Annotated in this window: 27 protein-coding genes and 1 tRNA gene; 12 read left to right on the forward strand and 16 right to left on the reverse strand. The window is 67.0% G+C overall.

Annotation, left to right across the window (positions count from 1 at the left end):
• Positions 1–101: 101 nt before the first annotated feature.
• Positions 102–1,268, reverse strand: a complete 1,167-nt coding sequence (locus tag HFP15_RS32385) for a L,D-transpeptidase (protein ID WP_168520595.1) — start codon at positions 1,266–1,268, stop codon at positions 102–104.
• A 185-nt stretch (positions 1,269–1,453) separates the two neighbouring features.
• On the opposite strand from HFP15_RS32385, the gene HFP15_RS32390 reads away from it, so the two are divergent.
• Positions 1,454–1,529: transfer RNA gene (locus HFP15_RS32390), tRNA-Lys, on the forward strand.
• Between the two features lie 76 nt (positions 1,530–1,605).
• Here HFP15_RS32390 and HFP15_RS32395 read toward each other — a convergent pair.
• The 11 genes from HFP15_RS32395 to HFP15_RS32445 all read right to left on the reverse strand — a co-directional run bounded on the left by HFP15_RS32395 (position 1,606) and on the right by HFP15_RS32445 (position 8,722).
• A complete protein-coding gene (locus HFP15_RS32395) occupies positions 1,606–2,778 on the reverse strand; it encodes a tyrosine-type recombinase/integrase (RefSeq protein ID WP_168520596.1) in 1,173 nt (390 codons plus the stop codon).
• Positions 2,778–2,954 (reverse strand): helix-turn-helix transcriptional regulator, encoded by a 177-nt coding sequence (locus HFP15_RS32400; RefSeq protein WP_168520597.1) that lies wholly within the window; start codon positions 2,952–2,954, stop codon positions 2,778–2,780. Before HFP15_RS32400 ends, HFP15_RS32395 begins: the two co-directional genes overlap by 1 nt.
• Positions 2,951–4,291: a replication initiator gene (locus tag HFP15_RS32405; protein WP_168520598.1), complete on the reverse strand. Its 1,341-nt coding sequence runs from the start codon at positions 4,289–4,291 to the stop codon at positions 2,951–2,953. The genes HFP15_RS32400 and HFP15_RS32405 overlap by 4 nt, the downstream gene beginning before the upstream one ends.
• A 98-nt stretch (positions 4,292–4,389) precedes the next feature.
• Positions 4,390–5,118, reverse strand: a complete 729-nt coding sequence (locus HFP15_RS32410) for a DUF2637 domain-containing protein (RefSeq protein WP_168520599.1) — start codon at positions 5,116–5,118, stop codon at positions 4,390–4,392.
• A 15-nt stretch (positions 5,119–5,133) separates the two neighbouring features.
• Entirely contained in the window at positions 5,134–5,550 is a 417-nt protein-coding gene (locus tag HFP15_RS32415) for a hypothetical protein (protein WP_168520600.1), read from the reverse strand.
• Positions 5,547–5,789 (reverse strand): hypothetical protein, encoded by a 243-nt coding sequence (locus HFP15_RS32420; protein WP_168520601.1) that lies wholly within the window; start codon positions 5,787–5,789, stop codon positions 5,547–5,549. The genes HFP15_RS32415 and HFP15_RS32420 overlap by 4 nt, the downstream gene beginning before the upstream one ends.
• The gene (locus HFP15_RS32425) at positions 5,789–7,156 is read right to left on the reverse strand and encodes an FtsK/SpoIIIE domain-containing protein (RefSeq protein ID WP_168520602.1); all 1,368 of its coding nucleotides are present in this window, start codon (positions 7,154–7,156) and stop codon (positions 5,789–5,791) included. Before HFP15_RS32425 ends, HFP15_RS32420 begins: the two co-directional genes overlap by 1 nt.
• Before the next feature lie 101 nt (positions 7,157–7,257).
• Positions 7,258–7,443 (reverse strand): hypothetical protein, encoded by a 186-nt coding sequence (locus HFP15_RS32430; RefSeq protein ID WP_168520603.1) that lies wholly within the window; start codon positions 7,441–7,443, stop codon positions 7,258–7,260.
• Positions 7,443–7,706 (reverse strand): hypothetical protein, encoded by a 264-nt coding sequence (locus HFP15_RS32435; protein ID WP_168520604.1) that lies wholly within the window; start codon positions 7,704–7,706, stop codon positions 7,443–7,445. The genes HFP15_RS32430 and HFP15_RS32435 overlap by 1 nt, the downstream gene beginning before the upstream one ends.
• Before the next feature lie 4 nt (positions 7,707–7,710).
• The gene (locus tag HFP15_RS32440) at positions 7,711–7,875 is read right to left on the reverse strand and encodes a hypothetical protein (protein WP_168520605.1); all 165 of its coding nucleotides are present in this window, start codon (positions 7,873–7,875) and stop codon (positions 7,711–7,713) included.
• 466 nt (positions 7,876–8,341) lie between these two features.
• The gene (locus HFP15_RS32445; RefSeq protein ID WP_168520606.1) at positions 8,342–8,722 is read right to left on the reverse strand and encodes a hypothetical protein; all 381 of its coding nucleotides are present in this window, start codon (positions 8,720–8,722) and stop codon (positions 8,342–8,344) included.
• A gap of 163 nt (positions 8,723–8,885) precedes the next feature.
• On the opposite strand from HFP15_RS32445, the gene HFP15_RS32450 reads away from it, so the two are divergent.
• Complete coding sequence (locus HFP15_RS32450; protein WP_168520607.1) at positions 8,886–9,485, forward strand: helix-turn-helix transcriptional regulator; 600 nt, start codon at positions 8,886–8,888, stop codon at positions 9,483–9,485.
• The gene (cutA, locus tag HFP15_RS32455; protein ID WP_168520608.1) at positions 9,478–9,807 is read left to right on the forward strand and encodes a divalent-cation tolerance protein CutA; all 330 of its coding nucleotides are present in this window, start codon (positions 9,478–9,480) and stop codon (positions 9,805–9,807) included. Before HFP15_RS32450 ends, cutA begins: the two co-directional genes overlap by 8 nt.
• Before the next feature lie 70 nt (positions 9,808–9,877).
• On the opposite strand, the gene HFP15_RS32460 is transcribed toward cutA, so the two are convergent.
• Complete coding sequence (locus HFP15_RS32460) at positions 9,878–10,069, reverse strand: MerR family transcriptional regulator (RefSeq protein WP_168520609.1); 192 nt, start codon at positions 10,067–10,069, stop codon at positions 9,878–9,880.
• An 89-nt stretch (positions 10,070–10,158) separates the two neighbouring features.
• Between HFP15_RS32460 and HFP15_RS32465 the strand changes: the two genes are divergently transcribed.
• Entirely contained in the window at positions 10,159–10,458 is a 300-nt protein-coding gene (locus HFP15_RS32465) for a hypothetical protein (protein ID WP_168520610.1), read from the forward strand.
• The gene (locus tag HFP15_RS32470; RefSeq protein WP_168520611.1) at positions 10,455–10,727 is read left to right on the forward strand and encodes a winged helix-turn-helix domain-containing protein; all 273 of its coding nucleotides are present in this window, start codon (positions 10,455–10,457) and stop codon (positions 10,725–10,727) included. The genes HFP15_RS32465 and HFP15_RS32470 overlap by 4 nt, the downstream gene beginning before the upstream one ends.
• On the opposite strand, the gene HFP15_RS43095 is transcribed toward HFP15_RS32470, so the two are convergent.
• From HFP15_RS43095 to HFP15_RS32485, 3 genes are all read right to left on the reverse strand, one after another.
• Positions 10,713–11,117, reverse strand: coding sequence for a type II toxin-antitoxin system VapC family toxin (locus HFP15_RS43095; RefSeq protein ID WP_168520612.1), 405 nt, complete (start codon positions 11,115–11,117; stop codon positions 10,713–10,715). The two genes, HFP15_RS32470 and HFP15_RS43095, sit on opposite strands and share 15 nt — an antisense overlap.
• Positions 11,117–11,317: a hypothetical protein gene (locus HFP15_RS32480; protein ID WP_168520613.1), complete on the reverse strand. Its 201-nt coding sequence runs from the start codon at positions 11,315–11,317 to the stop codon at positions 11,117–11,119. Before HFP15_RS32480 ends, HFP15_RS43095 begins: the two co-directional genes overlap by 1 nt.
• Positions 11,318–12,008: 691 nt before the next feature.
• Entirely contained in the window at positions 12,009–12,419 is a 411-nt protein-coding gene (locus HFP15_RS32485) for a pyridoxamine 5'-phosphate oxidase family protein (protein ID WP_168520614.1), read from the reverse strand.
• 324 nt (positions 12,420–12,743) lie between these two features.
• Between HFP15_RS32485 and HFP15_RS32490 the strand changes: the two genes are divergently transcribed.
• From HFP15_RS32490 to HFP15_RS32520, 7 genes are all read left to right on the forward strand, one after another.
• On the forward strand, positions 12,744–13,169 hold the full coding sequence (locus HFP15_RS32490) for a pyridoxamine 5'-phosphate oxidase family protein (protein ID WP_168520615.1): 426 nt from the start codon (positions 12,744–12,746) through the stop codon (positions 13,167–13,169).
• Entirely contained in the window at positions 13,156–13,899 is a 744-nt protein-coding gene (locus tag HFP15_RS32495) for a GAF domain-containing protein (protein WP_168520616.1), read from the forward strand. The genes HFP15_RS32490 and HFP15_RS32495 overlap by 14 nt, the downstream gene beginning before the upstream one ends.
• 310 nt (positions 13,900–14,209) lie before the next feature.
• Positions 14,210–14,440 carry a hypothetical protein gene (locus HFP15_RS32500; RefSeq protein ID WP_168520617.1) on the forward strand — a complete coding sequence of 77 codons (231 nt, stop codon included), beginning with the start codon at positions 14,210–14,212 and terminating at the stop codon, positions 14,438–14,440.
• A gap of 506 nt (positions 14,441–14,946) precedes the next feature.
• Positions 14,947–15,816: an isocitrate lyase/PEP mutase family protein gene (locus tag HFP15_RS32505; protein WP_168520618.1), complete on the forward strand. Its 870-nt coding sequence runs from the start codon at positions 14,947–14,949 to the stop codon at positions 15,814–15,816.
• A 2-nt stretch (positions 15,817–15,818) separates the two neighbouring features.
• Positions 15,819–17,084 carry a 3-isopropylmalate dehydratase large subunit gene (locus tag HFP15_RS32510; RefSeq protein ID WP_210718159.1) on the forward strand — a complete coding sequence of 422 codons (1,266 nt, stop codon included), beginning with the start codon at positions 15,819–15,821 and terminating at the stop codon, positions 17,082–17,084.
• The gene (locus HFP15_RS32515) at positions 17,081–17,632 is read left to right on the forward strand and encodes a LeuD/DmdB family oxidoreductase small subunit (protein WP_168520619.1); all 552 of its coding nucleotides are present in this window, start codon (positions 17,081–17,083) and stop codon (positions 17,630–17,632) included. Before HFP15_RS32510 ends, HFP15_RS32515 begins: the two co-directional genes overlap by 4 nt.
• Positions 17,629–19,257: a class I adenylate-forming enzyme family protein gene (locus HFP15_RS32520; protein ID WP_312871865.1), complete on the forward strand. Its 1,629-nt coding sequence runs from the start codon at positions 17,629–17,631 to the stop codon at positions 19,255–19,257. Before HFP15_RS32515 ends, HFP15_RS32520 begins: the two co-directional genes overlap by 4 nt.
• Positions 19,258–19,406: the final 149 nt, after the last annotated feature.

Raw genomic sequence — 19,406 nt, forward strand, 5'->3', positions numbered from 1 at the left:
TTCCAGCCCCGCCTTGCGGTCGTTGTCGCGGCCGCCGAGGCGGGGCTCGTTTTATGTCGGGAGCGTGCCGGTGGCGACCGCGGCCGGGCACGGCTGGCCGCTCAGGTCTTGCTGGTCCAGCTTTGCCAGTCGAGTTGCCAGACGCTCCAGCCGTCGGTGGGTTCGAGTTCCGGGCCACCGCTGTTGACGACCGTGACGATGTCGCCCTTCTTGGACAGGTCCATCAGCCACTTCGTGTCCGCCGTCGAGAGGTTCAGGCAGCCGTGGCTGACGTTCCGGTGCCCCTGCGAACCCACCGACCACGGCGCCGAGTGGTAGAAGATGCCGCTGTAGGACAGGCGCACGGCGTACTGCACGAACGTGCGGTAGCCGCCCGGGCTGTCGGACGGTACGCCATAGGTACCGGAGTCCATCGTGTAGCCGACGTGTTCGCTCATCACCGTGTAGTTGCCCGCCGGGGTGTTGTGGCCGCTCTTGCCCATCGAGGTCGGCATCGAGCGAACCTCGACGTCGTTGACCGACACCTTCATCTGGTGACTCGCACCGTCGGCGACCGCCACGACCTTGTCACCGATAGTGACGTTCGCCGCGCGGTCCTGGGCTCCGAACGCACCGCCGCCGAGGTTCTTGCCGTAGATCGCGGCGTTGACGAACACCTTCGTGCCCGGCTTCCAGTACTCCTTGGGGCGCCACACCAACTGCTTGTCGTCGAACCAGCGGAACGCGCCTTCGGTCGCGGGCTCGGTCACCACCCGGACGGCGCGCTCGGCCGCGGCACGGTCGGTGACCTTGCCGGTGAACGTGAAGATCAGCGGCATCCCGACGCCGACGGTCTCCCCATCCTGGAGGTTCGTCGACACCGACAGCGTGCGCTTCGGCTTGGCGATGGTGGCGAAGGTCGACGAGGACGTCACCGGTTTACCGTCCGAACCGGTGGCCGTCGCCGTGACGGTGTAACTCTTGCCATAGCCCAGCGGCTCGGCGGACTCCCAGCCCGAGCCATCAGGCTTCACCTGCCCGGCAACCTGCGTGCCGTCGGCGCCCGTGAGCGTGACCTCGGTGACCTTGCCGTCGTGAACCGCGACCGCGACAGGCTCGCCGGGCGCCACGTCCTTGGTGCCCGGCGCCGGAGTCAGCGCAAGCGAGGCCGGTCTGGCCGCGACCGTCGTGCTCTGCCGTGGGGCCGCCGGCTGGTTGTCCGCGGGTGCCGAGGTGCATCCCGCCAGCACCGCAAGCAGAATCAGCAACAGCCCGATGCGCCGTGACATCCCGCCCCCAAGTTGCCCGTTTCATGTCCGTGTGCCCGTACTGGGTGATCTCATTGTGCCCGATCACCGACCGCGACCAGGCACAATTCGGCGACGCCGCGTTTCGAGACCCTCCGCGAAGACGCCCTCCGACCGCGTGCTAATCTTTTCCACGTCGCCAGGGAGAACTCCCTGGAACAAGACCTGCGCCATTAGCTCAACTGGCAGAGCAGCTGACTCTTAATCAGCGGGTTCGGGGTTCGAGTCCCTGATGGCGCACCACCACCCCAGGTCACACGGCCTGGGGTTTTTGCTTTCAAGATCACGGCCAACCGAATCCCAACCCAATCGCCGTTGACTACGTACCCAGGCCCTTGTCCAACGCCTCGGCAGCCGCCGGGTTGGCAACCTTGCGGCCGACGTACACGTCCTGCGTCAGCGACGGCCGTGCGTGTCCCAGCTGGTCGGCGATCTGGCGCGGCGTGAAGCGAGCTTCGTCGAGGATGGTCGCGCATGTCTTCCGGAAGACGTGCGAAGTCACCCAGGCGAAGCCTTCAGTGCCACGAGCGGTGCGCAGATCCCGGCGAGTGTTGCTCGGGTCCCGCCAGCCGCCGATCGAGTCGGGAAAGACCGGTACAGCGCTGCCCACGGTGATCTCCCGATCAAGCTCAGCTGCTGCCTTGCGGCGCCGGAGCATCTCTACCGCGAACCCTGGCAGCGGTAGTGTCCGTTCCCCGCTTTCGGTCTTCGGAGGCATCCGCCGAAGGCCCTGACCGCGCACCCGGACGATGGTCCACTCAACGTCGACCGTCCGCGCGTCCAGGTCGACGTCGTCCCAGGACACCGCCAGCGCTTCCCCGATACGGACGCCCGTCGCGAGCATGAAGCGGGTGAGGTCTGGCAGGTCCTTCCGCAGCGCGGTCTCGTCGGCCTCCAGTTGCGCGAGCCACTGTGTCCGTTCCTGCGGAGTCAGGGCGCGAGCAGTCCGCTTGGCTCCAGCACTGATGCGCTTGGTTTCGCGCGTGGGGTTCACGGTTGCCGCACCGTGGCGAGCAGCCACCCCCATGATTCCTGAGACCACACTCCGCACGGTCTTCGTCGTCGACGCGCCGCGCCGTTTGCGCACGGCTCGCAGCAACGCGTCAACGCGCGGCGTGTTGACCTCCCGGACTCGCAGCTCGCCCAGCGCGGGCCGCACGTAGTTCCGAAGCTGGCGCTCGTAAAGGTCCAGCGAATTCGGCGCCATATCGCCGGAATCCACCGCGTCCTGGACCTCAGCCAGCCACAGATCTGCCACGGCAGAGAACTTGGTGTCTGGTGTGACCGGACCGGCATGGGACGCCCCGGCGCGGTCGCGGAGGGCCTCCAGGAGGTTGTTCGTCGCCGCCGTCTCCGTCCGCCCCGAACGCTCCACGATCCGCGTGACACCGTCGTAGTCGCGGTACTTGGCCTTCGCCACGAAACCGCCACTGGCCTTGGGATTTACCTTGACCTTGCCGTGCGTCCCGATCGGCAACGGCTGGCGCGGCATCAGGCCACCCCTTGCTGTTCGATCCAGGCGTCGACGTCTTCGGGGCGGTAGCGGACGTACTTGCCGACGCGGCGGCCCTGGGGGCCGTAGCCTTTGGTGCGCCATTGGTAGAGGGTGCCTTTGGGGATGCCGAGGTAGTCGGCGAGGTCGTCGATGGTGAGCAGTTTGCTGTTCATGGCTGGTTCTCCTTGTGGTACTTGGCTTTGCGGTCGTCGCGGATGCGGCTTGCGATGCCGGAGGCGAGTTCGCGTTCGGCGTCGTCGCGGTATCCGGCGCCGTGGAAGTGCCAGTCGTTGACGACGAGCACCGAGTCGGGGTCGAGGCCGAGGGCGTGGAGGGTTTCGGTGAGCCGGTAGGCGCGGCGGTCGCCTCGGATGACGGTGAAGGTGGTGGAGTAGCGGCGGGATTTGGTGAGGAAGTGGCCCCGGAAGCCGAGCATGTGTGCCCAGCGCCGCAGGTTCAGATCCGCGTACTGCTCGTGCCCGCCGAGGTCCCAGCAGGTTTGGATGATCCGCCGGTGATGCTCGGAGACCCGCAGGTGCGCGATGTCCAGTTCGGACCGCACCGGGGTGTCGGCGGCCTCGGTTTTGCCGGTGCCTTTGGTGGCGTATTTGGCGATGTAGGCGGCCAGGCGGGGTTCGCTGATCTGCCCGTCCTCGTCCTCGACCTCCGTCCGGGTCGACGGGTGCACGCGGCGGACGTCGACCTGAGCGCCCCAGGTGAGTTGCAGGCGCGCCCCGTCCGGCCGGTGTGTCCTGACGGTGACCGCAGCAGCCGCCGCGTAGATCGCGTCTTCGAGTAGTTCGGCCGAGGCCCAGGCGGGGGCGGGATCGGTGGCGCCTTCCGGCCCGTCGAGGCGCATGATGGCGTGGAAGTGCACCAGGCCGCGCCGCTGGTATTCGGCGACCTTGCCGTAGGACACCCGCGCCACCTCGCCGAACGCCCGGGCGGGGATACCGGCCCGTTTGGCCAGCTCGCGGCGCAGCCGCATGACGAAGCGCTGCCACAGTGCCCCGGCGTGGGCCTGCCACAGCACCGATCCCACGTAGTCGTAGCCGTTCGGGTCGACCGGGGTGCCGATGCGCGGGTCGGCCTCGCGGTGGTGTTCTCCGCAACCACAGGGGCGGACACGGCCGCGTGTGGTGAGCTGGCGAGTGTGGACGGGCCCGAAGGAGGGGGCGGTCAGGGTGACGAACGCCCGCGGCTTACTCGTGATGGACTCCGGGATGCCCTTGGTGCCGCCGACGAGTCCGGCGCGGATGAGGTGGAACGCGTCGGCGGCGTAGCGGTCGGAGCAGGCGGGGCAAACGGATTCGCGGCGGTTGCCGCACGGGACCAGGATCTGGCCGCCGAAGCGGTGCAGCACGGCGCCGGTAGCGCGGTCGTGGAGTTGGTGGGAGCCGGACAAGCGGATCGGTTTGGCGCAGCCGTGCACCCGCTGCACCGTGGCGCGCCAGTCGGCGTAGTCGCGGGAGCGCAGCCGGTGGCGGATGCGGTCTTCCAACGTCAGCAACGGAGCGAGTTCCTTCCGTGAGAGGACACGAGAAAGGGGCGGGAGCACGCGGTGTGATCCGGGCTCCCGCCCCGGTTCGGCGGGCGAGCTGGGAACGGTCAGGTGGTGACCGGGTGACCGTTGTGCGTGGTCAGGTCGGCCACGATCCGGGCGGCCAGGTCATCGGGAACCTTGACGGCGCGTTGGATGTCGGCCGGGGTGACCTCGCGGCCCGCGTTCCGGGCTTCGGTGACGGCCGTGTGGATGCGGTCGGCCATCGGCGCCGGAAGCTTCAGCTTGGGCAGCACCACCGTGGTCTCAGCACGCGAGGGCGGCTCCGGATTCGGCCGGCGGATCGGTTCCGGGGCCGCCGGGGCGGGAACGGGCACCGGACGCGCCGGTTCCGGTGGTGGCACCGGTTCGGCCGGGACCGGAGCGGCCTGCACATTGGGGGCGCGGCGCAGAAGGAGCTTGACCACGACGAGGAACCCCAGCGCGGGCATCGCGGCCAGTAGCCATCCGGCCGGGGTGGGTTCGGCCAGCGCGACCTGGGCGGCCATCTGAATCCCGAACCCGGTCACGAGCACCGCGAGCGGGAAGTTGAGCTTGCGGGTCTTGCCGTGGTGGTGGTCGCGGCGGACCTCGAACCCGGCCACGATCGCGATGCCTTCGATCACGATGGCGTCGGCCCACGCGAGCCAGCCGGTTTGTCCGTGGTGGACGGCCCAGTCGTGGGTGTGGGTGAACCCGGCCGCGCCACCGATCCCACCCAGCACCACCGTGACCAGCACCCGCACCACCTCAACCAGCCGGGTACCGGTCCGATTCAGGCTGTCCACCTTGGACACGGGACTCTCCTTCCGTCAGTAGGTTTTCAGTGAGGACCAGCGGTTGAGCAGGCTCCGCCCGGACTTGGTCAGGCGCAGCGGCGACACCGGCCGCCGGATCGCGCCGTGCAGGCAGGACACGGTTTCCCGCGCCGGAGATCGTTCGACGTAGCCGCCCGTGATCAGCGTGTGCACCGTGTCCTCATCGATGGCGACCCGGACGCGGTCGGTGTCCTCGAACAGCACCACCCGGTCACTGTCATCCAGCAGCCCGAAGCACCCGTCCTGCACTTCGGCGAGCACGTCCCGAGCCACCGACGGCGTGACCGGCGCACGCGCGGGTTTCCGGCCCGTGCGAACCGGTGGACAGGCCCGCGACGAGGCCGGGGCAGGACCACCCGGGAGCTGGTCGGCGAACAGGCCCAGCTGTCCGGGCGGGACTCGGCGGCTCATATCCGCCTCCGGTCCGGCCGACCAGTAACCCACTCGGACACTTCATGCCGATAGCCGGTGCCGTGCGCCCGCCACTCCCGATACAGACCCACCGTGATCACCAGCCACACCGTCACGGTGATCCCAGCGGCGAGGGCGAAGCCCCAGAACCCGGTGATCATGGCGTGCTCAATCACCACGGCCAGCACGGTCAGGGCGGTGATTTTGGTCCAGGACCACAGAAACCGCAGCGTCAACATCAGGCCACCACCCGCAACTCGGCCCCGCGCCAGCCATCCCGGACGAAGCCGACGAGTTCGTCGATCTCGCGGTCGTCGACGTAGGCGGCGCGGATACGCATCGGCACCCGGGAGCGTTGCCGGATCACGAACCCGATGCCCGCCGTCGCCGGATCGTTCGGGATCTCATCCGCCAGCGCGCCCCGCAGCCGGGCGTTCTCGCCCAGCACCATGTCCACGTGCGCGGCCGAGGTCACCCGCAGACAAATCCGGGTGGTGAACAAATCCCGCACCGGCACGGTGTCCTTGGTCGGTTCCTGCACCAACCCGATCATCGCGTTACCCGTCGCCCGCCCCTGCGACCCGACCAGCGCCAGGTTGCGCTTGATATCCCGCGCCGTACCACTGTCGCCATACGCCAGCAGCGCCCCGAGCTCGTCCAGGATCAGCAGGTTCAACGGGGTCTGCGGAGACGGCGTGATCGTGCGCTTACGCTGCTCGGCCAGACCTCGCTGGGTAGTCTGCATCTCGGCCACGAAGTCCTCGATCAACGCGGCGCACTCGTGGTTGCTGGCGGCGTAGCGGTAAGCGATCGTGTCGGCCAGCGCCGCGAACTCCAGTTGTTTGGGGTCACACACCCACAACCGCACCGCCCCGTCCCTGATCATCGGCGCCAGACCGCGCAGGATCGCGTTCACGATCGAGTTCTTGCCCGACCCCGTCGCCCCCGCGACGAACAGGTGCTGCCCCCGCATCGAGATCCGGAAATCGCCGCCGTACTCGGTCTCCCCGACATAGAGATCCTTGGGGTCCACCGCGTCGGTGTCGAACACCAGGTCCGGGGCATCGATCACCTCATCAAACGGCTCCCGCCGCTCCACGATCAGCGCGATCACCCGCGGCTTGACCCGCTCCAACGCGATCCGCTCCACCTTCAACGCCTCGGTCAGCTCCGGCAACCGGGCCTCGAACTGGCGCAGATGCTGCCCCGGATGCAGCTTCACATACAGCGTGTCCACCGAGGGGGAAAACGACTGCACCCGCATCAACCGTGGCACCCGCAACTCACCGGTCTTGCGGTGCGTGGTGTAGAGATCGCAGGCGATCAGAGCATTGCGCCAGCGCGGACCTATATAGCTCACCCAGCGGCGCCGGAACGCCCGCACCCGAGGGGCGGCGAACCGGTCGAAGGTGTCCGGATGCGCCCGATACCACGCCCCCAACCCCACCGCCGCACCACCGAGCACCCCGCCGGTGGCCGTCCAGCCCAGCTCCAGCCCCGAGCCCACCACAGCGGCCGGGGACAACACCGCGCCGGGGTGACGGCCCAGCCACGCGGCGGCCTTGACTTCCGCACCCTTGGCGCGCTTGGAAAATTCGGTACCCATGACGTGTAATCCCTTTCCAGGAACAAAAAGGGACCGACCCCGTCCATCCGAAGTGGATGGAGAGGCCGGTCCCCGCTTGACGTGTGTGCTTGCTTGTTCGGCTAGTTCTTGATTGCGGCGCGGGAATCCTCCAGCGCGACCGTCAGCTTGGCGACCGCCTTCGCCGTGGCGTCGTGGTGCGACTTGAAACCCTCCCGGCGTGCCGGAATACCGCGCATCGCGGTCCTGAGTTGCCGCATCGCCGCGTCCACAGTGTCCAGCGCCCGGTCCACCTGATGCTGTGCCATCAGACCCTCCACTCGCGTGAGACCAGCTCGGTCTCGTACTTCTTCGCCGCCGTGCGCAGGCGTTCCAGCGCGTCGGTGGCCTGCATCCGGTAGCCCTTCAACTCCTCCTGGGTGGCCACCGTCCAACCGTCGCCGGTGTGCTTGTCGTCGACCTTCTCAATCAACCCGGTCAACCCCTCCAACGACTCCAGTACCAGGTCCATCGACATCACAAACGCGCTGTAGCGCTCCCGCGCGCGCCGGTTCACCGCCTGAATCTGCATTTGCCTAGTCCTTTCCGGTCGCGTAATGGGCGACTGACGTTAAATCCGCGACGAGGAATTTCACCGCGTTGCTCACCGTCACCCGGGTTTCCTGATCCGGTTCCGTCGCCGCGAACCGTTCATACGCGGCCGTGGCGGCGGCGATAATGTTGTGAATCTCGGTCACCATCAGGTGTTACACCTCCCACTGGCACGAGCACACGCGGCAGGTCGCGATCCGCGTCGTGGCCAGGAACCAGTCACCATGTCCGTTCGGGCAGGTCATCACGCCTCCCGCTGCGGTCCGTGCGGGTCGAACGTGGACAGTCCACCTGGCACCTTCTCGTCCTCGATCACGTACAGAATGTCTCGGCAACGCATCGCGTACCCTCCCTTCCACACGATTTCCAGCAATTCCTTGCGTTCGTGGTAGAACCCCAAGACCCCCGGCGAAAACAACGCCGGGAATCAAGGCGCGCCACCACAACTACGGCGCGTTTTTGGCATGGATCGGCCCACTCTGTAATTGACAATCAACAAAAAGTGCGCTGGCCCGACTCGAAACGGGCAGCCACCCAGACGTGGGCAGCGCTCCAAGGTGTTGAACTGCGAAGCGGGGGAACTCCGCGACCGGGCACCCACCGGTCGGTTACCGGCTACGCGGCGGAGGACAGACCGCGCTCCCCGGCAGGCTTGAGTCCAGCCGCCTTGAACGACAGCCCCGAACGGACGCCGTCCGAGCCCTCCTTCATTGCCCAGGGCGACACCGTCGCGTCGATCAACTCGACGTAGGTGCCCTCTTCGAACCCCTCGCCCGGATCGGCCGCCAGCGTCACGCGGATCTCCTCCCCCTTACCCACTGGACGACCATCCGAGCTCGGGCGACGCTTCGCGAACAGCGACACCACAAACTGGACCTCGTCCCGCCAGTTCAGCGCGGGCACCATCTCCCCGTGCTCGTTCTCCCGCATCTTCATCACCGGAGCCTCAGACACCATCAACTTGTAGCCACTCAGATTCGCCGGAATGTTCTTCATCGCCGTCCTCCGTCGGGGTTCTCGTCCTTTGCCTGTCCGCGTCGTTGCTGGTCAGCCTGAACTTGTTGTACTCATAAGTCCTCATAGAGGACTGATACGTCCTCTAGTTTGCGGTCTAGTGAGTCAGTTGTCAAGGACTAATAGGGCCTGCGACAATGACGGCATGGAGATGGCTGATGTGATGCGCCAGCGACGAGCCGACCTCGGCATGTCGCAGGCTGACCTGGCGAATGCCGCTGGTATCGGTGTGCGCCAGATCCGCCGCTACGAGGCGGGAGAGCAACAACCGGTCCTCTCCGTCGCCGTCGCCATCGCGCAGGCGCTCAAGATCTCGGTCGGAGAACTGGCCGGAACCAGCACAGGGCGCCTAGACCTCGCCGGCCAGTGGTACGCGGGCTGGCAGACCTGGCGAGACGGCGAAGAAGCGATAGCTGTGCAGGAGGTTCGCCTGGCCCAACGCGGCGACAGCATCGAGGTACAGACCGTCACGCACGGGCTCGCCGAGACCGGCTACCACTGGACTGGCGAGTTCCGCCTATGGGACAACGAGGTCCTTTTAGGCTGGTATGCCGCCAACGACGGTTCCGTGCGCTCGAAGGGCACCATGTACTTCGTCCTGCACCCGCATGGAACGACGATGCGCGGCCGCTGGGTTGGGCTCGGCTACGACGGCAAGATCATGACAGGCTGGGGCAGTATGGCCCGCGAGAAGGACGACGCCAACACCGTCATCGACGACTTGAAAGCATCGGCCCATGAATAGTGATGACCAAGCCGTTGAGGTAGTCATGACGGCGCCGGACAAACAGTGGATGCGCGAGTTCACCCAGCAGCTCATGCAGCAGCATCTTTGCGCCGCGGCCCACACCTACCCGTTCGAGACCGCCTACCACTGGCAGGGCGAGGTTCACGAAAAGACAGAGATTCGCGCAGTGCTCTACACGCGCGCCAGTCTCGTTGGACGCATCAGCCAACTCACTCGCCAGCAGCACCCCTACGAAGTGCCACACGTGACAGCCACTCCGTTGGTAGCCGGAAACCCCGACTACTTGCAGTGGATCTTCGACGAGACCATCACCGCGTAGCTCGCGAACACCAGCAGCAGCACGAGGCAACTCCGGACACGACGAGCGAACTTCTCCGCTCGTGACTCGCTCAGCTCGACTTGCCAGGCCGGTTGTCGCGAAGTTGCTGCTTGAGTGACGCAAGGTTCCAGCGAGCGTGGTTGCCGGGCGTCACGTACTCCGGCTCGACCTTGCCGTCCTGCCACCACCGCAGCAGCGTGGTTCGGGCTACGCCGAGTTCGCGGGCGGCCTCCCCCGTGCTGAGCAGCTTGTCTCGTGCCACGAACGCAGCGTTCCTGCTGAATCGCCGCGATTCCACTGACTTGCATCGTTTAGATCGATATGCAGCGTTTGCAGCGTTAGACTCGCTGCATGGGGATCAGCGGAATGAAGGACAGCGACCAGTACTACGCCATACTCCGGGAGCGCGCCGACATCCTGCACCAGCGGATAGATCACGCGCTCAGCGCGCTCATGGACGTTGACTACGCAGTCAAAGCGGTAGCCCGAGCCGACCTTGACGTGGGCGGTGAGCCGGGTCGTGTGGAACACGACGACCTGATTCGCTGCGTTGAGACGGCCGCGTTCTCGATGCGCACGGCGGAACGGATCGCGCGCGAGCACCTCGACGACGTTCGTCGGGCGGCCGCAGGCGAAATCACCCGCGCATGACCACGCCTCCGTTCGAGCCGGACCCAGCGGGCTACCTGTACGAGCAGATGGCCAGCCATCTCGCCCAGCGCATCGCCAGCGGTGAACTGAAGCCGAACACGCCTCTCCGGGGCGAGCGCGATCTGGCCGAGGAGTACGGCGTATCCCTCGGCACCGCCCGGCACGCAACCAGACTGCTCCGCTATCGCGGGCTCGTGGTCACCGTCCGCTCCAAGGGGACCTACGTCGCGGCGGCCAGGCGATCCGGCGAGCCGCTACGGCACCAGTAGCTCCAGGCCCTCGTACTCGACGAAGTCGACGTAGTCCTTCACGTTCAGCGTGGCCAGCGGGACTTCGAAGGCGAGACAACACGCCGCGATCCAGGTGTCATTCTGCGGACGCGGACGGCCCCGGCGTTGCGCGTAGGCGGACATCTCACCCCAGACCTGCGCGACTTTCGGCGTGCCCGGCAGTACCGGAAGCGGCTGCAACCACTGATCCAGTCGTTCACGCCGAGGCAGGCCCCACGAGCGCAGGTGGACCCACTTGTTCAGCTCCGCCAACGTGACAAACGTGATCGCGGGCCGGAATCCAACGAGCCGGGCCGCCAGCCACGACGGCAACTCTCGTTTGAACGCGAGAGAAGCGACATCGGTATCGAAGACGACGACCTCAGGCACTACGCCAGGTTGGCCTTCCGCTCGGCCGACACCCACGCCAGAAACTCGTCCAGCTCCTGCTCGGTCTCGAACACGCCCTCACACGCGAGATCATCGACAGACCGGATCGGCTGCACGTCCTTCTCCGCCACCAGCGCCGCCAGGAGAGCCGGGCCATCAAGACCCTCATGCGACGGCTGCTCCGCGCTGCTACTGGTCACGGCCACCTCCTGCGGCTGAAGTCAACTACACGGATCATACCCACGGTCCTACCCGACCAGCGGAGGCTTTGCTGTGTTCAGAGTTTCTTTTCTTGGTCAAGGCGGCCCCTGCGGGGCCGCTGATCCGGCCCTCATCGTGTCGAACCGCCAGACGCGGGCATGCGGCCTGGCGGCCGGTCCCGCGTGGCGGTTCGACGAAGGCCGGGCGACCCCGCAGCCGCCGCGACAAGAAGAAGGAACAAGAGATGCCCTCGCCGGGCAGGCAGGCTCCGGGATGCCCCGGGCAACGTAGCCGCGGTTGCGTTGGCAGGGTGGGCGCTTGGTGGTCATCCCGTCGCCTGATCTGATGGCTATCACACCGCGCCGGGACCGCAAGCTTGACGAATTCGGCCGGCGGTTTGGTGCGGAGGTTGCGACCCCGACACGGCGTGATCGAGACGCCATCAGGCGACGGGATGACCACCAAGCGCAATTTTACTGGGCTAGCCGTGATGATCGACGAGACGTGAGCGCTTGAAGGGGTAGGCAAGACGACGCCGGGCTTGCCGACCAGCTCGCGAGGCGTGGGACCGCCAGCGCAACGCTGCACTAGCAAACCCGGACCGGGCTGGGCTTGTCCAAGCACTCAGGCGGACGTGCCGCCGGGCACGGGGACGCCACGATAGCCGCAGGCTCGACGCCGACACGATGTCTAGCTTGCTGCGGTGAGTAGTCGTCGTCCGGTGATTTGTTCGATGTCGATGGCCAGGGTTTGGTCGCGCGGGCCTGGGGCCCAGGATCGGTGTAGGGGATCGGAGTTGGTGACCAGTTCGTCGATGTCGACGAGGAGGCGGGCCTTGCCGACGACGACGACGCTCCACCCGGCCTGGGCTGTTTGGTCGATTTGGTCGACCTCGAAGGCGACGACGGTGTGGTCGAGGCGCCGTACCCAGGGTGAGCGGCCCAGCCGAAGTATGACCTCGCCCTGTCGCAGGGTGAAGTTCACCGGTCGTACGGCGGGTAGGGCGTGGTCGGTGAAGACCAGCCGGCCGACGGCCTGCGTGCGCATGAGCGCAAGGCACTGCTTGTAGTCCAGTGATTCCAGCTCGGTCGCGTTGTGCATCGCGGTGAGTCCCTCCCCCCGTTACCGTTTTCGCCACCTACTGTTCATGATCTCGGCGGCTCCGGACAAGGGCAGAAGGTCATCTCTGTCCCGGGGCGAAGGTTGGAGGTGCTCGACCCCCGCTGTCCGGGGTCGAGCTGATGTTGCCTCGACGGTGCACTTGCTCTTCACAGTTGCGGGCCGGACGGTTACTGTCCGGTGTGGTCGCTGGCCGATCAGGACCTCGTCTGCTGGCTACCGCGCGAGAGGTCGTGTCTTCGGCCCTACCATCGGTGCTAGGGACAAGGGTTTTCGCTGTGGGGCTGCACCAACCGAGGATGTTCGATGCCTACGCCAAGCTATGACCTACCTGCGGGGGAATGCGTTCGTCTCGCGCAATCGAAGGAGGTCGGACGCGTGGTCTACACCGAAGCCGGTCAGCCCACCGTCCGACTGGTCAGCTTCGTCATCGTCGACGACGACGTGGTCATTTGCGAGCAGCCCAGGCGGTGGACCGACGGTGTCCAAGGCAGCGTGGTGGCGTTCGAAGTCGACCATCTGAACTCGGCGACGAACACCGGGTGGTGCGTGGTCATCGTTGGTCGAGCGCGACGCGCCGACACGGCCGGTCGCGCAGCTGAACGCGAGGGCGAGCACCGGGCTGATCCGTCGTGTGAACCTCCCTGCGCAATCGCTATGACGCATGTCAGTGGCCAACGGCTGCGGCTGACACCGCCGAAGGGGGATACCGGTCGCGATGAGTTCCGATGAGCGGCAGGCACAGATCGCTGAGGCGGTGTGCGGACTCGCACGTGCCGAGGCCGCACCGGTAGCGGTGCGGCACATCTGCGCTGTCTGTGAGACGACGCTCGATGCCTCGGGAGTCGCGGTCTTTCTCACCAGCCGGTATTTGCGCGTGGAGCCAGCGTATGCCACCAGCGCAGCCGCCGCGGCCCTGGCTGAGACGCAAGCGGTGTCCGGTGACGGCCCGGCCTGGGACTGCCTGGCCGGGGCCCACGAGGTGGTGACCGAGGACCTGGACGACCCGAAACAGCAGCGTCGCTGGCCCCTGTTCGCCCGCGCCGCCCTCCGCGCTGGCGTGCGTTTCGCGCTCGCCGTACCTGTCCTGGCCTATGGTGTCCCCGTGGCGGTGCTGTCCACTCACCGTCACCAGCCGGGCGGGTTGCGCGCGGGCCACCGCCAGGACGCTCGGCAGTTCGCCGCGCTCATCCGGGACCTCCTGCTCGCCAACACCGCCGCCTCACCCCAAGCCGACGACGAGGACCACCCCGTGGACAGGTTCTTCGCCGGGCGCCTGCGCGCGCGCTGGGCCAGGGTGCACCAGGCGGCCGGCATGATGATCGCCAGCCAGCATGCCACCGACGCGACCGAGGCATTACTACGCCTGCGTGCCACAGCCTTCGCCCTAGACCGCACCCTGCCCGAAGTCGCTGACGACATGTTGACCAGCACACACCGCTACCGACCCGGTCACCGCTAACACCCCACCCACAGCACGAACCCAAGCGGCTACGAGGTTTGCGGTTCGCCCTCTGTCAGGCCTCCTGTGCCGGACCCGGCAGATGGGATAGCGCCGAACTGACCGGCCGGACGAGTTTTTCGCGGCCTCCGAGCCGCGTGGTCTGGAGCCCGAAGGCCTTGCCGCTCCAATATTTCAGGGACTCCCTTGGTGCGACTACGCCCACCGGTCTCAAACGACCGTTTACGCTCCAACCGACGAATCAGTGCACGTGCATTTGGTTTGCCAAATCCAGCCTTGCAGATGCACGTGCACGCTGTATCGTGGCCACATGTCTCCCGTTCCCTACTTCCTGGTGCGCCCCGTCACCGGAACGACGGGTGAAACGCACCGAGTCACCCATATGGTCGCCGCTGACCATGGCCAGTACGGCAATGTGATACGCACCAAGTGCGGTGAGACTTTTCATCCAGCGGAACTGGAACAACTGTCCAAGCCAACGGGAATGCCCTGCATCGCCTGCATGCTCGCCAGCCAGTCACCGCGACACCTCTCCTTGTGAGCATGCCCGCTACCGCACGTACTGCCGCAGGCCAACCCAATCCCAACCTCAACAACAGCAAACAACCCTCGTTGACCTAATTCAACAACCGTTTGCAGTTGCAATTTTGCGAGGTACCACCCGCTATTCAACGAGGCCAGCAAACAACAAATAATGGCTTCCGATAATCAGCGGGTTCGGGGTTCGAGTCCCTGATGGCGCACCATCACCCCAGGCCATAGGGCCTGGGGTTTTTGCTTTTCTGAACCTGGCGCCCCTTTTGCTCGAGCCGGTCGGCAATCCGGTGCGGCAATCGAGCGCGCCCTGTCGCCCGTGACGCGAGCGTCGTCCGCCGGGGTGCCTGACGAACAGCACTCCACCACTCCCGCACGCCACGGCGCACCTGGACCGCGCCTTGAGCCTCCGCCCACTCGCCCCATCCCGCGTTGACCTTGGGACCGCATCCGGCTTACCGTGGTATCACGTATAGCGGAAGTCATTTCATAATCCGGAACAAGGTGGTCTCGATGGCGACACCCTCCCTGCCCGAACTGCTCGCACAGGACGGCATGATCCACGCACCCGGTGTGTGGGATGGACTCTCGGCACGCATCGCGGAACAGGCCGGGTTCTCGGCAGTCTGCGCGTCCGGGTTCGCCATCGCCGCGGCGCTGGGCATGCCCGACGCCGAGATCTTCACCGCGACCGAAGGCATCGACGCCGTGCGCAAGATCCACGAAGGCTCCTCCCTGCCGATCATCGCCGACATCGACACCGGCTACGGCAACGCGATCAACGCCGGCCGCACGGCCGCGAACATGCGCCGCGCCGGGGCCGCGGCCGTCTTCATGGAGGACCAGGTCTCCCCCAAGCGCTGCCCGGTCTGCGTCGGCGACCCGGTCGAGGTCACGCCGCTGCGCGAGGCGGTCGGCAAGGTGCGCGCCGCGAAGGACGGGCTGGAGGACGCCCTGCTCATCGCCCGCACGGACGCCGTCGGCGACGAGGCGCTCAAGCGTGCCGAGGCCTACGTCGAGGCGGGCGCCGACCTGATCATGCCGGTGTCCAAGACGTTCTCCACGCTGGAGGACTGGCGCCGCTGCCACGAGCTGACGGGTGTCCCGCTCGTCGCCTCGCTCACCGCGTGGACCTGGGTGGAACGTGAGTTCACACCCGAGGTGATGGCGCAACTGGGCGTCAAGATCGGCCTGGTCGCCACGCACGGCGTGCTCGCGGCGGCCACCGCCCTGCGCGACTCGTTCACCCGTCTCGCGTCCGGGGAGGCACTGCCGCAAGTCTCGGCCTCCTACATGGAGCACGAGGACTTCGTCGGGCTCATCGGCTTCCCGGAAATGGAAAAACGGCAGCGCGAGTACCTGCCTGCCAAGGAAGAGGTGTGAGCATGGGCTCGACGATCACCGAGAAGATCCTCGCCCGCGCGGGCGGCCTGGACCGGGTGACCCCGGGTCAGAACGCCCCGTTCCGGCCCGACTACATGATCGCCTACGACTACCCCGGCTACACCGACGTGATGTTCCGCCAGATGGCCGAGGACTTCGGCATCGACACCGTCAAGGAACCCGAGCGGTACGTCCTGTTCATCGACCACATGACCACCCGCAACGACGAGCGTGAGAAGCAGATGCACGACGTCACGCGGGAATGGGGGCGCCGCAACGGGGTCGCGGTCCACGAAGGGCTCGGCATCGGCCACCAGGTCTCCGCCGAACTCGGCTACGCGATGCCCGGCAAGTTCCTCGTCCACTTCGACGGGCACATCAGCGGGCTGGGCGCGTTCGGCGCGCTGGGCTGGGGCGTGCGCAAGGACCTGCTCGAAGCATGGGTGACCGGCGCGGTTTACCTCGACGTGCCCGCCAGCACCCGTTTCCACCTCGACGGCCGGTTCGCCGGGGGCGTCGACAACCGCGACCTCATCCACCACATCATCGCGACCTACGGCGCGGACGCCTGCGCGCACCAGGTCATGGAATACACCGGCGCCGGCGCGGAGGCGATGACGATCGACCGCAGGCAGGGTCTGTGCGCGATGGCGATGTTCACCGGCGCGGTGTCGGCGATCTTCAACCCGGACGAGAAGTCCCTGGCATACGTGGAAAAAGTCGCGCGTGCCGAATACGAGCCGCTCTACAGCGACCCGGACGCGACCTACGCGGCGAGCCACGCGATCGATCTGGACGCGCTGTCCCCGCAGGTCGTGCTGCCCGGTTCGGCCAAGTCCGCCAACACCAGACCGGTCGAGGAACTCGCCGGGACCGAGATCCAGCACGCATACATCGGTTCCTGCGCCAGCGGCCGCATCGAGGAGATCCGCGCCGCCGCGGAACTGCTGCGGGGCAAGAAGGTCGCACCGGGCGTGAACTTCAACGTCGTGCCGACCTCGCAGCGAATCTACGCGCAGGCGAAGGAAGAAGGCCTGCTCGACGTGCTGGCCGAGGCCGGTGCACGGGTCGCGGGCGCGTCGTGCGACTTCTGCGTCGGCTACGCGTCACCGCTGAAGCCCGGCGACAAGTGTGTATCCACCGGTGTCCTGAACATTTCGGGACGGATGGGCAGCACGGAGGCGGAGATCTACATGGGAAGCGCTTACACGGTGGCCGCCTCGGCGCTGGCCGGCCGCATCGTCGACCCGCGTGAGGTGCTGGCATGAGCGTGGTGGAGCCGGTCTTTCACGGCAGGGCGGCGTGGGTCTTCGGCGACGACTTCGACGTGGACCTCGTCATCGGTGTCGAGAACATCAAGTACTACGACCCGGACAAACTGCGCTCGGTGTGCATGAAGGCCTTCGACGAGTCCTTTGTGGACGACGTGAAGCCCGGTGACGTCATCGCCGGCGGGCGCAACTTCGGCTACGGCCACCCGCACTATCCGGCGATGATCTCGTTGCGCAACGCGGGAATCGTCGCCGTCGTGGCCGAGTCCTACGCGCCGGGTTTCTGGCGCGGCGAGTTGTACCAGGGAATGCCGCTGGTCACCGTGCCGGGTATCGCATCGGCCGTGGAACGCTGGGACGAGCTGGAGGTCGACTGGAGGGCCGCGACCGTCCGCAACGCGCGAACCGGGGAGACACTGCGGGGCACCCCGCCGAGCGCACATGCCATCGAGGTGATCGAGGCGGGCGGCGGGCTGAACCTGCTGCGTGCCCAGTACGGCGGGGGTCGTGCGCCGGCCGCCGCGGGGGTGCGGTCCGAGCGGTGAGCTACGCGGAACGACCATGGCTCGGGCTTTATCGCGACGGGCAACCGGACGCGTTCGAGCCCGAGTACGCCAACCTGCTGGAGATGTTCGCCGCGACCGTGGCCCGGGCGCCCGAGGCGGATGCGATCCGCTACTTCGACGGCCGGATGACGTCGGCACAGCTCGACGAGGCCTCGGACGCGCTCGCCGTCGCGTTGCTTGGGCACGGATTCTCCGCCGGTGACCGGCTGGTGCTGTTCACGCAGAACAATCCGGCGTACGTGATCGGCATGCTCGCGGCGTGGAAGGCCGGCGGTATCGCGGTGTCGGCCAACCCGATGTACAAGGAACGCGAACTCGGGCACCTGCTGCGTGATTCCGGAGCGACGGCGGTGCTGTGCCTGGACGAGCTGTACCCGGTGGTGTCGGCGCTCGGTATCCGCACGGTGATCACGTTCTCCGGCCTGGACGGTCAGACACGCGACGATCCGCGGGTTTTCCCGTCGCCACAACGGCTCGTCATACCGGACGCACTGGATCTGGGGGACCTGCTGAACGCGTTCGCGGGCCTCGAACCACCACCGGCCTCGCCCGCGCCGGACGATCCGGCGTTTCTCGTCTACACCTCGGGCACGACGGGCGATCCGAAGGGCGCGGTGCTGACGCATCGCAACTTCGTGTTCAACGCCCGCAGCTACCGGGAGTGGATGCAGCTGGAACCCGGGGACACGATCCTCGGGCTCGCGCCGTTGTTCCATATCACCGGGCTGGTCGGGCACGGCGTGCTCGCGCTGCTGCTGCCCGCGCCGCTGGTGCTGGCTCACCGGTTCGAGCCCTCGGTGATGGTCGACGCCGTGCGCGAGCATCGGCCCGTGTTCAGCGTCGGCGCCATCACCGCGTACGCGGCGATGGCGGGTGTGCCCGGTGCCGGGCGGGACGATTTCCGGTCCCTGACCAAGATCTGGTCCGGTGGCGCGCCGATCGCACCGGCGGTGGGCGACCAGCTGGGCGAGAAAATCGGCGGGTACATCCACAACGCGTACGGACTGACCGAAACCTCCTCGATCACGCACCTCGTGCCGCCGGGGCGGCGGGCGCCGGTCGATCCGGCCTCCGGTGCGCTGTCGATCGGCGTGCCGATCGCGTCGGTGCGCTCCCGCATCGTCGGCGAGGACGGCAAGGAGCTGCCGCCGGGCGAGGTCGGCGAGGTGCTGATCTCGGGTCCGCAGGTGGCCACGGGCTACTGGCAGCGTCCGGACGCGACCGAGGCGTCCTTCCCCGGCGGCGAACTGCACACCGGCGACGTGGGGTTCATGGACGAGGCGGGCTGGTTCTACCTCGTCGACCGCAAGAAGGACATGATCATCGCGTCCGGGTACAAGGTGTGGCCGCGGGAAGTGGAGGACGTGCTCTACGGCCATCCCGCGGTCCGCGAAGCGGCGGTCATCGGGGTGCCGGACGCCTACCGTGGCGAGACGGTGCACGCGTTCGTATCGCTGCAACCGGGCGCGGAAGTCGGCGCCGAGGAGCTGATCGCGTTCTGCAAGGAACGCATGGCGGCGTACAAGTATCCGCGCGCGGTGTTCTTCGTGGACGAACTCCCGAAGACGGCGAGCGGGAAGATTCTCCGCAGGGAACTGCGATAACGAACAGCGCCCCCGGCGGTTTGGCGGATTCGAGGGGTCGTTGCAACACAACTGGTCAACTGGCCAGGAGCTTAGCGAAGCGCTCGGCTGGGGTTTCCCAGCCGAGCGTTTTGCGTGGGCGGTGGTTGAGTTCGGCGGCGACGGCATCG

It is taken from the genome of Amycolatopsis acididurans (assembly GCF_012328925.1).
In the GTDB taxonomy this organism is placed as follows: Bacteria; Actinomycetota; Actinomycetes; order Mycobacteriales; family Pseudonocardiaceae; genus Amycolatopsis_E; species Amycolatopsis_E acididurans.

What these genes read in the sequence shown, in the direction of transcription:
- HFP15_RS32385 (WP_168520595.1), bottom strand. Translation starts at nt 1,268, where the DNA reads ATGTCACGGCGCATCGGGCTGTTGCTGATTCTGCTTGCGGTGCTGGCG.
- HFP15_RS32395 (WP_168520596.1), bottom strand. Translation starts at nt 2,778, where the DNA reads ATGCCGCGCCAGCCGTTGCCGATCGGGACGCACGGCAAGGTCAAGGTA.
- HFP15_RS32400 (WP_168520597.1), bottom strand. Translation starts at nt 2,954, where the DNA reads ATGAACAGCAAACTGCTCACCATCGACGACCTCGCCGACTACCTCGGC.
- HFP15_RS32415 (WP_168520600.1), bottom strand. Translation starts at nt 5,550, where the DNA reads ATGAGCCGCCGAGTCCCGCCCGGACAGCTGGGCCTGTTCGCCGACCAG.
- HFP15_RS32420 (WP_168520601.1), bottom strand. Translation starts at nt 5,789, where the DNA reads ATGTTGACGCTGCGGTTTCTGTGGTCCTGGACCAAAATCACCGCCCTG.
- HFP15_RS32425 (WP_168520602.1), bottom strand. Translation starts at nt 7,156, where the DNA reads ATGGGTACCGAATTTTCCAAGCGCGCCAAGGGTGCGGAAGTCAAGGCC.
- HFP15_RS32430 (WP_168520603.1), bottom strand. Translation starts at nt 7,443, where the DNA reads ATGGCACAGCATCAGGTGGACCGGGCGCTGGACACTGTGGACGCGGCG.
- HFP15_RS32435 (WP_168520604.1), bottom strand. Translation starts at nt 7,706, where the DNA reads ATGCAGATTCAGGCGGTGAACCGGCGCGCGCGGGAGCGCTACAGCGCG.
- HFP15_RS32440 (WP_168520605.1), bottom strand. Translation starts at nt 7,875, where the DNA reads ATGGTGACCGAGATTCACAACATTATCGCCGCCGCCACGGCCGCGTAT.
- HFP15_RS32445 (WP_168520606.1), bottom strand. Translation starts at nt 8,722, where the DNA reads ATGAAGAACATTCCGGCGAATCTGAGTGGCTACAAGTTGATGGTGTCT.
- HFP15_RS32450 (WP_168520607.1), top strand. Translation starts at nt 8,886, where the DNA reads ATGGAGATGGCTGATGTGATGCGCCAGCGACGAGCCGACCTCGGCATG.
- cutA (WP_168520608.1), top strand. Translation starts at nt 9,478, where the DNA reads ATGAATAGTGATGACCAAGCCGTTGAGGTAGTCATGACGGCGCCGGAC.
- HFP15_RS32465 (WP_168520610.1), top strand. Translation starts at nt 10,159, where the DNA reads ATGGGGATCAGCGGAATGAAGGACAGCGACCAGTACTACGCCATACTC.
- HFP15_RS32470 (WP_168520611.1), top strand. Translation starts at nt 10,455, where the DNA reads ATGACCACGCCTCCGTTCGAGCCGGACCCAGCGGGCTACCTGTACGAG.
- HFP15_RS32485 (WP_168520614.1), bottom strand. Translation starts at nt 12,419, where the DNA reads ATGCACAACGCGACCGAGCTGGAATCACTGGACTACAAGCAGTGCCTT.
- HFP15_RS32490 (WP_168520615.1), top strand. Translation starts at nt 12,744, where the DNA reads ATGCCTACGCCAAGCTATGACCTACCTGCGGGGGAATGCGTTCGTCTC.
- HFP15_RS32495 (WP_168520616.1), top strand. Translation starts at nt 13,156, where the DNA reads ATGAGTTCCGATGAGCGGCAGGCACAGATCGCTGAGGCGGTGTGCGGA.
- HFP15_RS32500 (WP_168520617.1), top strand. Translation starts at nt 14,210, where the DNA reads ATGTCTCCCGTTCCCTACTTCCTGGTGCGCCCCGTCACCGGAACGACG.
- HFP15_RS32505 (WP_168520618.1), top strand. Translation starts at nt 14,947, where the DNA reads ATGGCGACACCCTCCCTGCCCGAACTGCTCGCACAGGACGGCATGATC.
- HFP15_RS32510 (WP_210718159.1), top strand. Translation starts at nt 15,819, where the DNA reads ATGGGCTCGACGATCACCGAGAAGATCCTCGCCCGCGCGGGCGGCCTG.
- HFP15_RS32515 (WP_168520619.1), top strand. Translation starts at nt 17,081, where the DNA reads ATGAGCGTGGTGGAGCCGGTCTTTCACGGCAGGGCGGCGTGGGTCTTC.